Origin of the sequence: Rhodococcus sp. H-CA8f, from assembly GCF_002501585.1 — a bacterium.
GTDB lineage: Bacteria > Actinomycetota > Actinomycetes > Mycobacteriales > Mycobacteriaceae > Rhodococcus_F > Rhodococcus_F erythropolis.
On sequence record NZ_CP023720.1, the window covers coordinates 2,306,503 to 2,321,316 of the forward strand.

The following is a 14,814-nucleotide window of genomic DNA, read 5'->3' on the forward strand; positions in this document are numbered from 1 at the left end:
GAGGCGCCGAGTCGCCCGCGCGCAGTTAGGCTTCGCCGTATGAGCGCCGAGTCCACGAGCATGCAGGCCGAGCCACCCGCAGGCATCGGTGGTGCGGCCACGAAGAGTCAAGTGTTCGCGTGGGGGCTGTGGGATTGGGGATCGGCAGCATTCAACGCCGTGATCCTCACGTTCGTCTTCTCGGTCTATCTCACCGACGCGGTCGGCGACGACCTGCCCGGCACGATTTCGGCAACTACGTGGCTCAGTTGGGCTCTCGGAATCGCCGGCTTCTTCATCGCGATACTCGCCCCGATCACCGGACAGCGTTTCGATGCGTCGGGTAAACGCAAACTCTCACTCGCGATACTCACCGGCATCACCGTGCTCTCGATGGCGGGTCTCTATTTCGTCGAAGACAACTACCGCTACCTGTGGCTCGGATTGGTTCTGCTCGCAATCGGTTCGGTGATTTTCGAACTGGCCGGCGTGCCGTACAACGCCATGATGCGGCAGGTGTCGACACCGGAGAATCTGGGACGAGTCTCCGGCTTCGGCTGGGCCATGGGATATTTCGGCGGAATCGTGCTGCTGTTGCTGTGTTACTTCGGGTTCATCGTCGGCGACGGCGACACTCGGGGATTCCTGGGATTGACCACCGACGGCGGCATGAACATCCGGATGGTGGCACTGCTGGCTGCAGCGTGGTTCGCGGTCTTCGCGATTCCGGTGTTCTTCAAGGTTCCCGAGTTGCCCAGCCCCGCGGTCGATCCGGGAGCGTCCAAGGCCGGGTTCCTCGACTCCTATCGGGTGTTGTGGCGCGATCTGCGCGAACTCTGGAACGTCGACAGGCGCACGATCTGGTACCTGATCGCAAGCGCACTCTTTCGTGACGGTCTGGCGGGCGTGTTCACCTTCGGAGCCGTGTTGGCTGTCAACGTCTACGGAATCAGTGCGGCCGACGTCCTGCTGTTCGGTGTTGCCGCCAACGTGATTTCCGCAATCGGTGCATTGGTGGCCGGACGCTTCGACGATCGGATCGGACCCAAACAGGTCATCACCGTCTCGCTGGCGTCGATGATCGTGGTCGGCGCGATATTGATCGCGGTGACCGGGCCGGTGATGTTCTGGATCTTCGGTCTCGCGCTCTGTCTGTTCGTCGGGCCCGCTCAGTCTTCGGCACGAACCTTCTTGGCACGCATCACCCCGCCTGGGCGTGAAGGTCAGATGTTCGGCCTGTATGCGACCACAGGCCGAGCAGTGTCGTTCTTGGCGCCGACACTGTTCGGCCTGTTCGCTTGGCTCTTCGGTGCAGACCGTGCCGGCATCATCGGGCTGCTGGTGGTTCTCGGCGTCGGCCTTGCCGCATTGTCGATGGTGAAGGCGCCGGAAGGGGACAGTGCGATCCCCGTCAATCCTTGAAGTAGACCAACTGGTGTGTCGTAGCGAGCAATGCGCCGTCACTGCCCCAAATTTCGGCCGACTGATCGAAGTATCCGTTTCCGAACCGTTGGGTCCGCGCCGTTCCCAGGACGGAATTGTCTGCCTGTTCGGTCAGCGTCTGAGCGTCGGCGTGGAAGTAGATGGTCATCGAGACCGTTCCGGCCGGAGCCATCTTGCCTCGGCGCAAGAAGACTCGTGGGAAGAAGACATCGCACAGTGCGGTCAGCGACGTGAAGTCGAGAGCGCGTGCCGGTTGATCGCGCACCCAGAGCGTCGTGGTCGAGTCGGGGTGCTCGCCCGACTCCAGATCGGGGATCGCACCTTCGACAAAGCGCATCTCGTAGTTCTGTGCCCAGGCGATGAACTCGGGGAACGGCAGCAGCGCAACGTTTTCGGCCGACGGAACTTCCGGCATCGTGATCTCGGTAGACGACCAGGTTTCACGCCTGGTACCGAACACTGCCGTCGCGGTAGTGGCGACGGTTCCGTCCTGAGACAGTTCGATGGACCAGTGCTGCGTCGAGCGGTTGGTACGCACCGGCCGGGCGGAGATCTCGAAGGCGCCCTCGGTGATCGGACCGGCAAAGTTGACGGTCAACGACAGCGGATCGCCGAGGCGTTCGGGGTGCTTCAGTACAGATTCGAGCAATGTGGCAGCGGTGACGCCGCCGAACGGCCCGACCATGTTGTTGTACGCCGGATTGGTTTCGCCGGTCGACAAGCCGGCCGTGAGTGGCGTCAATCCGACAGCGGTGTCGAACGGATGGGGTGGTGCAACGGTCTCGGTCATCGCAGAACTCCTGGTGGTGGAATCAATTCGGCTCTATGTATGACAACATACATAGAGCCGAATTCGTCGCGACGATCAGGATCCTGCACGTGCGAGGATTGCCTCGGCCAACTCTTCGGCTCGCTCTTCCGGAATCCAGTGACTTCCGCCGTCGAGCACGACGAACTCGTAGGGAGCGTCCACGAATTCACCACAGCGTTCTGCGCCTGCGCGGCCGAGCGCTGTGTCGCCGGTGCTCCAGACATACGTGGTCGGCACGGTGGTGCGATCGATGTCGCCGAAGTCGCGAGTCATCGCGCGGTACCAGTTCAAGGCGCCGGTGAGCGCGCCCTCCCCGCTCAGGACACGAATGTGCTCGTCGGCGAATTCAGGATCGATCTGGCCGTCGAACATGGCGCGCAGCCGGCGGAAGTTGTCCTCCGACAACACTTCCTCGGCTTTGCCCTCCCGTCGGAGAAGTCCGATGTACGACGAGCGTTGCTTCTGGTCCTCGTCCTCGCGGAGTGCCCAACCGAAGGCAGTGGGGTGGGGGACCGAGATGGCTGTCAGGCTGCGGATCCGGTTCGGATGGCGACCGGCGACCTGCCAGGCGACCGCCGAACCCCAGTCGTGGCCGACCAGATGCGCGTCGGACAGGCCGAGTGCGTCGAGCAATCCGACGACGTCGGCTACCAGGTGCTCGATCTTGTAGGCATCCACCCCTTCGGGGCGCGCGCCGGCGGAGTATCCGCGCTGATTCGGTGCGATCACACGGTATCCCGCCGCGGTGAGCAGTGGTGTGACCTTGCCCCAGGATGCGGCGCTCTCCGGGAAGCCGTGCAGCGCTACCAGCGGAATGCCGTCGTCCGGGCCCGAGATCAGTACGTCGAAGGTGAGGTCGCCAACGGGGATTTCGTATGTACTCGTGGAAGACATGACTCTCACCGTACGTCGAAAAGGTGAACCCGAGGTCAGTTTCGAGGTGGATTCCAGGTGGCCATTCCGAGCATGATGACTCGCAGTTGCTTCTCGGCTCGTGTGATGACGGCGGCTTCGTCGCGATACCCGGCCGTCCCGGCGTCCAGCAGTTCGACGACAGCGCTGAACATCGTCGAGACGATCAGGTCGGCAGCCATTTCCAGATCGTCCGACGACCAGCTTTCCAGTCCGGCAATTCTGGAGAGGTCGATGGTCAGTTCGCTGACGAACAACCGCATTTCAGTGGCTATCGCACGTCGTACCTCACTGACGCCGCTGTAGCGTTCGCGGCAGAGGAACCGAAACTGTCGCTCGTGTGTATGCACTTGTCGCACAAGGATGCCCAGTGACGTAGCGGCGTCCTTGGTGCTGGGATTACGCCTTGCGTCGCGCAGCATCTGGCGCAACATGCGCATGCTCTCTTCGACGAGGACGACACCGACGTCCTCCAGTGAAGCGAAGTGGCGGTAGAACGCAGTCGGAACGATCCCGGCTTCCCTGGCTACCTCTCGCAAGCTGATTCCGGCGAAGCCCCGATCGGCCGAGAGGTCCATGGCAGTGTCCAGGAGCGCTTGGCGTGTGCGTTCCTTCTTTGCGGCACGACTTTCCGGCTCCCTGTTGTCGGGTTCCCTGCGCTCTGGGTTCACCGGTCCGGCCTTCGTCACGACGTCGAGTGTAGGTACAGGCATTCCGGCTCCTTTCGGCAACTCGTGTAACTCGGATCACATTCTTGTTGACATGTACTTGTATGCACCTGTCACACTATCTTCGGTGAACATTTGTACACTGAATTCACGCAGTCGGGGGAAGCTAGCCCAGCAATCGGTACACCCGGCAATCGAAGTACGAGGAGGGTCATGACAATCGCATCTGCTCCTGAGAACACGACACCGAAGTCCACACCTCGGCGCGGACTGTCCTTGGTGGGACTGATCGAAGCCATGGCTGCTCCACATCAGATCGATCGGTACCTCGAGTTGGTCAACCCGATGGCGACCGTTCGTGACATCCGCGCGCAGGTTGTCGCCGTCGACCATCCGACCGCTGACTCCGTCACTCTGACGCTGCGCCCGACTCGCCAGTGGCGCGGTTTTCAGGCGGGCCAGTTCGTGCAGTTGGGCGTGGTGATCGACGGTGTTCGTCACACTCGCTGCTACTCGCCGGCCGGCGGCGCGTCTACGCGCAGCGGGCTGATCGAGCTCACCGTGAAAGCGCATCCCGGTGGCCTGGTGTCGCAGTATCTGTACGCCAACGCGGCGCCTGGACTCGTTGTCAGCCTCTCGCAGGCAGACGGTGTGTTCTCCCTTCCCGTCGACCGCCCGCGTCGGGTGTTGTTGATCAGTGGCGGCAGTGGAATCACCCCGGTCATGTCGATGCTTCGGACGCTGGTGGAGGAGGAGCACTCGGGCGAGATCGTGTTCGTGCATTACGCGAACACCGATGCCGACGTGGCATACACGCGCGCGCTGAAGACCATCGCCGAGCAGAACCCGAACGTGAAACTGGTACTCGTGTACACCGAAAGCGGTGGAGGTGACCTCGAAGGTTTCTTCGATCGCGGGCACCTCGACGCCGTGGCTCCGTGGATCGCCGATCCGGACACGATCGACGCCCAGGCTTATCTCTGCGGGCCTCCCGGTCTGATGCGGGGAGTGCGTGAGGTGTTCCGTGAGGTCGACGTCGAGCACTTGCTCAATACCGAGGAGTTCGCGCCGGCGGTGGCCGAGCCGGGTGAGGCCGGCGGCGAGGTGTCATTCACCAAAAGTGGGGTGGCGGCCGAGAACTCCGGCGAAACACTTCTCGAACAAGCAGAAGCTGCGGGCCTCAATCCCGAATACGGATGCCGGATGGGAATCTGCTTCTCCTGCACCTCCGTCAAGAAGGCGGGTCGTACCCGAAACGTGCGCACCGGTGAGACAGACGACGAGCCGGACAAGAAGATCCAGCTGTGCGTCAGCGCTCCCGTCGGCGACGTCACCGTCGACATCTGAAGTCCCATTTTCCACACGACTGTCTGGAGACCGACATGTTTGGACTTTCACTTCCCACCCTCCCGTTCCTCGGCAACGGTTCCGATGCGAAGGACGACGCTCCCGTCGTCCTGACGTACGAGCAGGTCGAGGAGATCGGCCGCGAGTTGGACGCATTGCGTGATCGCACCGTCGCTTCGCTTGGGGCCGAAGACCGGGAGTACATCTACAAGATCATCAAGGCTCAGCGCGGGTTCGAGGTCGCAGGTCGCGGCTTGATGTACCTCGGATTCCTACCGCCGGTGTGGCTCGCGGCAGTCGGTGCGCTGAGTGTGTCGAAGATTCTCGACAACATGGAGATCGGCCACAACGTCATGCACGGTCAATATGACTGGATGCGGGAACCCGGGCTCAATTCCGAAGTCTTCGAATGGGATACGGTGTGCCCGGCCGACCAGTGGCGCCACTCGCACAACTACATGCATCACACGTACACCAATATTCTCGGCAAAGACCGTGACATCGGATACGGCATCCTGCGTATCGACGACGCGCAGAAGTGGAACCCCTATTACCTCGGTAATCCGGTCTGGGCCTTTGCCTTGATGATGCTCTTCGAGTGGGGTGTGATGATGCACGATCTCGAGATCGAGAACGTCATCCAGGGCAAACGCAAGTGGCACGACGTCAAGCCGCTTCTGAAGGGCTGGTGGAACAAGGCGGGCAAGCAGGTCCTCAAGGACTACGTCATCTTCCCAGTTCTGACGGGGCCGCTGTTCGTGACCACTCTCGCGGGGAACGTCACCGCCAACCTGGTCCGAAACGTGTGGACGTACTCGATCATCTTCTGTGGCCATTTCCCCACCGGCGTACAGAGCTTCACCGAGGACGAGACGGCCGACGAGACTCGTGGTCAGTGGTACGTGCGTCAGATGCTCGGCAGCGCCAACATCGAGGGAAGCCCGCTCTTCCACATCATGTCCGGCAACCTCTCGCACCAGATCGAGCACCACCTGTTCCCGGACCTGCCTGCGCATCGTTATCCGGAACTCGCTCCCCAGGTGAAAGAATTGTGTGGGAAGTACGGTTTGCCGTACAACACCGGTGGGTTCTTCAAGCAGATCGGTTCGGTATGGGGCAAGATCTTCAAGCTCGCTCTTCCGCCCGGTTTGGTCAAGTCGAAGACCCCTCCCGGTGTTATCGTCGAGCGCCAGCGAACTGCAGCCTGAGAGGCACACACTGATGGTCGGGAAATTCGAACGCCGCAAGGACACGGTCCAGGAACTGACCGAAAGTGCAGCCAACCACGTGGGCTCCATCGCGATGATCATCGCCGGGGCTGTTCGAGACGTGACGCGCGAGATCGGTGACTGGGTGTCCGACGGAATCGAGATGCGTGAAGCAGCGAAAAAGGCTGCGGCTGACGATCGTTCGGAGTCCGTGACCATCGAGCACGACGAGACCGATCCACCGGAAGATTGGCGTTGATTCCAACTCTTCGATCGCCGAGACAGTAACGCCGACGGCCGGATCGCCCAACCGCGAGCCGTTTCGCCTGAACGACCACGTTGCCCTCCGTCACAGATGACGGAGGGCAACGTGGGTTTCGTGGACTGTTTCGGCGGCCGAAGACGCGGATCGAACACCGATCACAAGTGAGGTCCTAAGCAGCGCTTCCGAGGCTCGCCGAGTCGAAGCTGCCGAGCCCGGTGCTGCCGAGACCGCTGCTACCGACCCCGCCCAATGCGAGCGCATTGCTGCTACCCGCGCTCAGTAGCTGGACGATGATGTTGATGACGATGGGGTCGCCGGTGAGCGGAATTGTAGGCACAGTGGGACCTGCTTTCTGTTTCGAGATGTGGTGAGCAAGGTGAGCGGCGACGGGATCGTCGACGTGGTCAGGCGGGCTGTTTCAGCCACTTCCGGTGCTGCCGAGCGACACGATAGAGCCGTTGCCGAAGCCGAGTGCTCGGGAGAGTGAGCCGAAGTCGATGACCAGGCTGCCCAGGGTGTGCTGGTTGATCACGGTGGTTCCTGTCTGTGCCGCGACTTTGTGATGCGAGCGGGTAAGTCGATCAGGGAGCAGGCGTCGTGGGAGTTTCGCCGCCGCCGCCGCCAATCGGAGAGTTGTTGGTGTAGAGGAAACTGCTGCCGGCGTTGAACATCTGTAGGACGGTGTTCAAGACGACGGCCAAAGCGCCTGTGGTTGGTGCGGCGATCATGTGCTTGCTCCTGGTTTCAGCGGTGGCGACGTGGTGGTCACCGTGGTCACCGCCATCACAGTGTCAGGCGGCTTGGAGCGGGCCCTGCGCGAGAGATTCTCTCGCACAGGGCCCGAGATTCGTCCTAGGAGACGCCGCCGCCATCCGTCGAGCCCGTGCCGGTGCTGCCCGCGTTGAAGAGCTGCAGGATGGTGTCGAAGAAGGCACCGAGGAGAGCGTTATCCTGGCCGTTGATCATGTGTTTCCCCTTAATTGTTACTGGTTTGCGCGGTGATTCGCACCACACTTTTATAGCCCGGTTCGGAGCGGAAAAGTGGGGTCCAGGCGCCACACGTGGACAGCTAATAGCGAGGATGTGAGTGTTCACATTTTCGCTGGACGATTGTCCACATCAGTGCTTGCGAAAGTCAGAGAGATCATGGCAGCGCGCAGTTTGAGCAGTTCAGAGGGCAGGGCCGGATCCAATCCGGTCAGGGTTGCGATGCGCTTGATTCGATTGTCGACGGTGTTGGTGTGCAGGCCGAGCGCCGACGCGGTGCGCTGACGATGCTGGCCGTTGGCGAGGTGTATGGACAATGTCTGCAGCAGTTCCGGATTGCCGTCGAGTGGCCTTAGAAGATTGATCAAGCTGTCGCGGCCTGCGCCACCCCGAGTGAGTTGATACTCGAGCGCGAGGTCTTCCATTCGGTACGACCGCGCCGGCAGTCTCAGGCGCCGCACGAGTTGCGCCAATTCGTGAGTGGTTGCTTGGGCGGCGGCGATATCTCGTACCGCGGCGTTCTCGGCGATTGCTGTGATCTCCACCCCGACCGTTGCGCGTGCACGTTGGATGACCTCGCACACTGTTCCCCAGTCGGGTGTGCCCTCGATCAGGACCAGACCACGTTGCGGTGCAGGAGCTTCGAGCAGCGCCGACCCGAAGTGGGCCGCGATTTTCGATTGAGCGACGGAGAGGTCACGGTAGGCCTGTATGCGCTGGTGGTTGCCGTTGCGTGCTCCCGGGCGGATGGGCGGCAGGTTCACCAGGAGCCGCAGGACGAGATAGCGGGGTGCGAGTTCAACGCCCATCTGCAACGCAAGCTGGGTGGGATCGTCGCCGTCCAGCATGGCTTTCACGAGAGCGCCGGCGGAGTATTCCCCGAGTTGGGAGCCAGCTGGGAGAGCCGAGAGATAGCTGATCGAGATGAACGAGTGAAGCCGCTGCGCGAGTGCGAACAAGAACTCGTTGAGATCCCCGAGATTGGCGGAGTCCTCGGCGTCGGCCCGGCTGAGGATGAGGGTGCGAAAAGTGCTGATGCCCTCGTTGGTCAAGTTGAGGATCGCGCTGAGTGGCACGCCTTTCAATGCTTGTTGGACGGTCATCGTGTGAATGCCGTCCAACTCTTGGTCGGTGGGAAGTTTGCGGTGATCCAGCAGCTGGATCCCCACTTGGAGCCCCTGCACGATCACCGCAATCAGTTCCCGACGAACTGCCTCCGTTTGGAGGGAAGTCAACGTCGGGTTGGCACGGGACAGGTGATCTACGAGATCGCTTGCCAGTGGGATGACGTCGTAGACCGCTGTGGAGGCGGGCTTGCCTCCCAACATGAGCGGTCCCGGGTTGTTCAGCAGCGCTGGGGACATGGGTGGCCTCCTCTAGACAGGTGCGTCGCCTGGCACAGGCACCCGGAGGCTCGGCGCGTTACGAAGCGGGGTACACGCTGAGGCCTTGTTCGGGGGCATACTCGCCGCTGAAATTTGCGGATCGAATTGCGCCAGGCGTTGTGATTTCTACCACATGAACGATCGTCCAACTGTGAAATGGACAAATGTGAAGATAAGTCCATATGCCCCACGCGCTGCGGACCTAAACAATCGTCCACTTACGGTGTTTTTCGACGTCAGAGCGGAAAACGGATTCGGAGGACACCACGAGTTCCGTCTGGGATCATTGCCGGCGCCGACGGTGCTCGTCGCGGGCGATTTGCTCAGATCAAGCTCGAGGGCCCTGGGTCCTCGAGGACCCAGGGCCCTCGAGGCCTAGGTATTGATTCGACCAGTCCGATGTACGGGAACCGGTTCAGGGTGAAATCACCCCTTTTTGTACTGCTGTCTGTATTGCGGAAATCTCTAGATGACGCCCAGCGAAATCATGGCGTCGGCCACCTTCACGAAGCCGGCAATGTTCGCGCCGTGCACGTAGTCGCCCGGCTTTCCGTACTCGGCAGCGGTGTTGATGGTGCGCTTGTGAATGCCGCGCATGATTCCGGCGAGACGCTCGTCGGTGTACTCGAAGCTCCAGGAATCACGCGAAGCATTCTGCTGCATTTCGAGGGCGGAGGTTGCGACGCCACCGGCGTTGGCCGCCTTGCCGGGCGCGAAGGCTACGTTCGCGTCACGGAAGAGCTGGATGCCGCCGGGGGTGGTGGGCATGTTCGCGCCTTCGGCAACGGCCTGAACGCCGTTGGCGATCAAGGTCTTTGCGGCATCTTCGTCGAGCTCGTTCTGAGTCGCGCAGGGGAGTGCGACGTCGCACGGCACGTCCCAGATGGAACCATCGGCGATGAACTCGGCATGCGGAACTGCGTCGGCGTATTCGCTGATGCGGCCGCGGCGAACTTCCTTGATCTCCTTGAGGAGGTCGAGATCGATGCCCTTCTTGTCCAGGATGTATCCCGAGGAATCCGAGCAGGCGATCGCGACGCCGCCGAGCTGGTGGATCTTCTGGATTGCGTAGATGGCGACATTGCCGGATCCGGAGATCACGACGTTCTTGCCTTCGAGGCCTTCACCCTTTGCCTTGAGCATTTCGGCGACGAAGTACGCGACGCCGTAGCCGGTGGCCTCGGTGCGAACCTGCGATCCGCCCCAGGTGATGCCCTTGCCGGTGAGGACGCCCGACTCGTACGTGTTGGTCAGCCGCTTGTACTGACCGAACAGGTAGCCGATCTCGCGACCGCCGACGCCGATGTCGCCGGCCGGAACGTCGGTGTATTCACCGATGTGACGCTGCAGTTCGGTCATGAAGGACTGACAGAAGCGCATGACCTCTGCGTCGGAGCGGCCCTTGGGATCGAAGTCCGAGCCACCCTTGCCGCCGCCGATGGGCAGGCCGGTGAGTGAGTTCTTGAAGATCTGCTCGAAGCCGAGGAACTTCACGATGCCCAGGTTGACGCTGGGGTGGAAGCGCAGGCCGCCCTTGTAGGGGCCGAGTGCACTGTTGTACTGCACGCGGAAGCCACGGTTGACGTGAACGTTGCCCTGGTCGTCGGTCCACGGCACGCGGAAGATGATCTGGCGTTCCGGCTCGCAAAGCCGCTCGATGAGTCCGGCGTCGGCGTAGCGGGGGTGGCGTTCGAGCACTACGTGAAGAGACTCGAAGACCTCTGCGGCGGCCTGATGGAACTCGGGCTCTCCTGCATTGCGAACCAAAACCTGATCGTAAATCTGCGCTACGCGGTCACGTACGGACACCGCTCACCTACCTCGTTGTGAGAACTCTTTTACATTTCCGTTACATACTAGGCGCCTTTATTGCTGTATCGGACAACTGTCCTGTGAAGGTGAAATCGGACACAGCTGTCACTTGTGTCAGTTGAACGGGCGATTTATAACAATTTGCTCAGCTTTCACTCTCTTAACACAGTCCAAATGGTTTGCTTCTGCGGTCGGGGATCACTGTGCCTGTGGTCCGAACGGGAGTCGAAATGATCAGAGGGGCTGCACGTGCGTAATAAACACTCCATGTCGGCGATGTTGTCGATAGGCGTCGTCACGATTGCCGCGACGATTGCCGCAGCACCGTCTGCGTCGGCGATCGGCGGACCGTGTGGGTCGGGAGGAAGTGGTTCCGCCGGATCGATGACGGGTTCGCTCGGTTCGCTGACCGGATCACTTGGCAGTGGTTCCGCCGGTACCGGCTCCCTCGCCAACGCGTTGCCCTGGATCACCGGCGCGCCCAACGGTGCTCTGCCGGTGCTCACCGGCCGCACCAAAGCGATCGAAATGGTCACTGGCCCAGGCAGTCCCAACAACACGATCGAGCGGTTCAACGTGTCGGGAACCGACCTCGGAATCATGTGGGACAACGGTCTTTCGGGGCCGGATCACGACGTTCTGATGGCATTCGGCGATACGGTTGGCGACTGCGACACCCCGGGTGACGACTGGCGCAGCAACGTGTTGTTCCGCAGCAACGACACCGCCATCGCCGACGGCATGAAGATCGACAGTTCTCCTTTGGACGGCCCCAATCATTCCAAGGAGATCATTCCGGGATTCGGCATTCCGGGCGAGTTCACCACCATCCCGACCGCTGGAATCTCTTACGGTGGTGTGCAGTACATCAGATTCATGTCCGTTCGGTCGTGGGACGAACCCGGAGCCTGGACCACCAACTACTCGGCTCTGGCTTTCTCCACGGACAACGGCGAGAACTGGGAGCTCGATCCGGCGACGGTTCGCGCGAACACAGAAGGACTCGGTATCCCGGGGATTCCGGCGGTATCACCGATCAATTCGAACTTCCAGCAGAGCGCCTTCCTCGACGGACGCGATGGTTACCTGTACGAATACGGAACTCCCTCAGGTCGTTTCGGTAAGGCGGTCCTGGCGCGAGTGGCCGGCGCCGACATCAGAAACCTCGGCGCCTACGAATACTGGGACGGCTCCGGTTGGAGTCCGCGAGATACCGATGCCGTTCAGGTCATCAAGGCACCGGTCAGTGAACTTGCCGTGCAGTGGAACGACTACCTGAACAAGTACGTTGCCATGTACACCAGTGCCGAGGGCAACCTGGTGATCCGTCAGGCCGACCAACCGCAAGGCCCGTGGAGTGGTACGCAGACCCTGTTGAGTGGAATCACGTTGCCCGCGTTGTACGGCGGATTCATGCACCCGTGGGCGAGCGGACAGTTCCTCGAATTCGTCGCCACCACGTGGGACCGTTACAACGTCATCTACATGCGGACCGATTTGAACGGACTCCAGATGGCGTCATCGGATTCGCGCGATCGTCCTGACCCCGCGACCACCGGTGAGGCTCGCGTCCTCGAAGTCACGATGCCGGAAGACCGCTAGCCCGAGCAAGATTCGACAACTGTGGCCTGCAACTCGATCGAGTTGCAGGCCACAGTTTTGTGAGCGTTGATTTCGGTGATGCTCAGAGAATGAAGAGCATTTCCTGATACGTCGGGAGTGGCCAGTGATCGTCGGCGACGATGGTTTCGAGGAAGTCGGCCGCTGCACGTACCTCTGCCATGGCGGGCAGGAGTGCGTCCTGTGCGTGCTTGGCCTGATCGAATGGCGACTCGCCGGCGTCGGTGTCGATTGCTGCGCGCAGGGCCGCGAGCGCTGTGCGCAGAGCCGCAACGGGCGCCGACACTTCTTCGAGCGGAGCTGAATCCGGTTCGAGGCCGGCGGACTTCAGTGCGACGAAGTTCTGCGCAACTTCCGTCTGGTGGCGCACTGCAGCCGGAAGGATCAGCGTCGTACCGATTTCGGCGGCCAGGCGTGCCTCGACGCCGATGCTCAGTGCGTACTGTTCGAGTCCGACCTCGTAGCGACTGTGCATCTCTCGGTGGTTGAAGACCTTGTACTTCTCGAAGAGTTCCATCGAGGACTCGGTGATCAGTTCAGGAAGGGCGTCCAGCGTCGTGCGAAGGTTCGGCAGGCCGCGAGACTCGGCCTCGATCTGCCAGTTCTCCGAGTAGCCGTCGCCGTTGAAGACAACCGCACCGTGGTTGGTGATGATCTCGGTGAGCAGATTCTGGACGGCGGTGTCGAAATCGGCGCCGTCGGCGACCGCGGCCTCCAGTTCGGTGGCCATGTAGTCCAAGGCCTCGGCCATGATCGTGTTGATGGTGACCATCGGGCCGTTGACTGTTTGCAGCGATCCTGGCGCGCGGAACTCGAAACGGTTGCCGGTGAAGGCAAATGGGCTCGTGCGGTTGCGGTCGCCCGGATCGGTCGGCAGGACGGGAAGGGTGTCGGCTCCGATCATCATGGTGCCCTTGTCCTTCGACGATGTTGCCGCGCCCTTGGCGATCTGCTCGAAGACGTCGGCCAGTTGATCGCCGAGGAAGATCGAGATGATTGCCGGGGGAGCCTCGTTGGCACCGAGACGGTGATCGTTGGTTGCCGATGCGACCGACGCGCGCAGGAGGCCGGCGTATTTGTGGACGGCCCGGATGACTGCGGCGCAGAATACGAGGAACTGGGCGTTGTCATGCGGATTGTCGCCGGGGACAAGCAAACTGCCGAGTTCGGAGTTGCCCAGCGAGAAGTTGACGTGCTTGCCGGAGCCGTTGACACCGTCGAACGGCTTCTCGTGGAACAGACATTCCATGCCGTGCTTCTTGGCGATGGTTTTGAAGGTGGTCATCAGCAACTGCTGGTGGTCGGCGGCGATGTTGCCTCGCTCGAACATCGGGGCGATTTCGAACTGGCCGGGCGCAACCTCGTTGTGCCGTGTCTTGGCGGGGATGCCGAGTTTGAACAGTTCCCGCTCGGTGTCCATCATGAATCCGAGCACACGTTCCGGGATCGCCCCGAAGTAGTGGTCGTCGAACTCCTGGCCCTTGGGCGGCTTTGCGCCGAAGAGTGTTCGGCCGGCGTTGAGGAGGTCGGGGCGGGCGAGGAAGAAGTGTCGATCGATCAGGAAGTACTCCTGCTCGGGACCGCAGAACGACACGATGTGCTCGGGGTCGTCGTGGCCGAACAACTTCAGGATTCGTTCGGCGTGGAAACCCATTGCCTGTTGTGAACGCAGCAGGGGAGTCTTGTGGTCGAGCGCTTCGCCGGTCATCGAAACGAACACGGTCGGGATACACAGTGTGTTGCCGTTGGGGTTTTCGAGAACGTAGGCCGGGCTCGTGACATCCCAGCCGGTGTATCCGCGAGCCTCGAATGTGTTGCGCAGCCCGCCGTTCGGGAAACTCGAGGCGTCGGGTTCACCTTGGATCAAGGTCTTGCCGGCGAACTCCGCCAGTGCACTGCCGTCGCCGACCGGCTCGAGGAAGCTGTCGTGCTTCTCGGCCGTCAACCCGGTCAGTGGATAGAAGACGTGGGCGTAGTGGGTTGCGCCTTTCTCCAACGCCCAGTCCTTCATCGCGGACGCGACCACATCGGCGACCATGGGATCAAGCGGTTTGCCTTGCTCGATCGTCGCCATCACCGACTTGTAGACGAGCTTGGGCAGTCGCTTCTGCATGACCACCTTGTTGAAGACGTTGGCACCGAACACCTCGCCGGGTGTCTCGTCGGTGGTGAAACTGACCACCGGAGGTGTGTAGGCCTCGACGTCCTTGATCGCTTGCAAGCGAACTGCATTTCCACTCATGTGCTTACCCCTCGCCCGGGCCCAGGGCTGCGCTGCTGATTGCGAGCCCGACTTCGGCAAACCCTACGAACCTCCGGTATCGGGGGTGTTTCGTAGATATTGCGCCTGTCCGCAAACTTCGAGTCACAACGGAAA

Annotated in this window: 13 protein-coding genes; 5 read left to right on the plus strand and 8 right to left on the minus strand. The window is 61.4% G+C overall.

All coding sequences use genetic code 11. From position 1 onward, the window contains the following. The first annotated feature begins 39 nt into the window (after positions 1-39). Entirely contained in the window at positions 40-1,401 is a 1,362-nt protein-coding gene (locus tag CPI83_RS10950; RefSeq protein WP_097387211.1) for an MFS transporter, read from the plus strand. Here CPI83_RS10950 and CPI83_RS10955 read toward each other — a convergent pair. The 3 genes from CPI83_RS10955 to CPI83_RS10965 all read right to left on the minus strand — a co-directional run bounded on the left by CPI83_RS10955 (position 1,391) and on the right by CPI83_RS10965 (position 3,858). Beyond that, the gene (locus tag CPI83_RS10955; protein WP_021333443.1) at positions 1,391-2,212 is read right to left on the minus strand and encodes a thioesterase family protein; all 822 of its coding nucleotides are present in this window, start codon (positions 2,210-2,212) and stop codon (positions 1,391-1,393) included. The two genes, CPI83_RS10950 and CPI83_RS10955, sit on opposite strands and share 11 nt — an antisense overlap. Before the next feature lie 75 nt (positions 2,213-2,287). Next, positions 2,288-3,127 carry an alpha/beta hydrolase gene (locus tag CPI83_RS10960; protein WP_019749128.1) on the minus strand — a complete coding sequence of 280 codons (840 nt, stop codon included), beginning with the start codon at positions 3,125-3,127 and terminating at the stop codon, positions 2,288-2,290. 35 nt (positions 3,128-3,162) lie between these two features. Continuing rightward, a complete protein-coding gene (locus CPI83_RS10965) occupies positions 3,163-3,858 on the minus strand; it encodes a TetR family transcriptional regulator (protein ID WP_003945327.1) in 696 nt (231 codons plus the stop codon). A gap of 168 nt (positions 3,859-4,026) precedes the next feature. Here CPI83_RS10965 and CPI83_RS10970 point away from each other — a divergent pair, with 168 nt between their 5' ends. Genes CPI83_RS10970 through CPI83_RS10980 form a run of 3 tightly spaced genes read left to right on the plus strand, consistent with a single transcriptional unit; the run spans position 4,027 to position 6,627 of the window. Further along, positions 4,027-5,160: a ferredoxin reductase gene (locus CPI83_RS10970; protein WP_041815042.1), complete on the plus strand. Its 1,134-nt coding sequence runs from the start codon at positions 4,027-4,029 to the stop codon at positions 5,158-5,160. A gap of 35 nt (positions 5,161-5,195) precedes the next feature. Then, a complete protein-coding gene (locus CPI83_RS10975; RefSeq protein WP_020908255.1) occupies positions 5,196-6,368 on the plus strand; it encodes an acyl-CoA desaturase in 1,173 nt (390 codons plus the stop codon). Between the two features lie 13 nt (positions 6,369-6,381). Next, complete coding sequence (locus CPI83_RS10980; protein ID WP_019749125.1) at positions 6,382-6,627, plus strand: hypothetical protein; 246 nt, start codon at positions 6,382-6,384, stop codon at positions 6,625-6,627. A 175-nt stretch (positions 6,628-6,802) separates the two neighbouring features. On the opposite strand, the gene CPI83_RS30965 is transcribed toward CPI83_RS10980, so the two are convergent. From CPI83_RS30965 to gdhA, 4 genes are all read right to left on the minus strand, one after another. Beyond that, entirely contained in the window at positions 6,803-6,970 is a 168-nt protein-coding gene (locus tag CPI83_RS30965) for a hypothetical protein (RefSeq protein ID WP_003945367.1), read from the minus strand. A gap of 244 nt (positions 6,971-7,214) precedes the next feature. Next, complete coding sequence (locus tag CPI83_RS30970; protein ID WP_019749123.1) at positions 7,215-7,361, minus strand: hypothetical protein; 147 nt, start codon at positions 7,359-7,361, stop codon at positions 7,215-7,217. A gap of 363 nt (positions 7,362-7,724) precedes the next feature. After that, positions 7,725-8,984, minus strand: coding sequence for a helix-turn-helix domain-containing protein (locus tag CPI83_RS10985; RefSeq protein WP_046378785.1), 1,260 nt, complete (start codon positions 8,982-8,984; stop codon positions 7,725-7,727). 486 nt (positions 8,985-9,470) lie between these two features. Then, positions 9,471-10,814, minus strand: coding sequence for an NADP-specific glutamate dehydrogenase (gene gdhA / locus CPI83_RS10990; RefSeq protein WP_097387212.1), 1,344 nt, complete (start codon positions 10,812-10,814; stop codon positions 9,471-9,473). Between the two features lie 270 nt (positions 10,815-11,084). On the opposite strand from gdhA, the gene CPI83_RS10995 reads away from it, so the two are divergent. Further along, positions 11,085-12,419: a DUF4185 domain-containing protein gene (locus CPI83_RS10995; RefSeq protein ID WP_029255687.1), complete on the plus strand. Its 1,335-nt coding sequence runs from the start codon at positions 11,085-11,087 to the stop codon at positions 12,417-12,419. 82 nt (positions 12,420-12,501) lie between these two features. On the opposite strand, the gene CPI83_RS11000 is transcribed toward CPI83_RS10995, so the two are convergent. After that, positions 12,502-14,679: a glutamine synthetase III gene (locus tag CPI83_RS11000; RefSeq protein ID WP_097387213.1), complete on the minus strand. Its 2,178-nt coding sequence runs from the start codon at positions 14,677-14,679 to the stop codon at positions 12,502-12,504. Between the last annotated feature and the right edge of the window lie 135 nt (positions 14,680-14,814).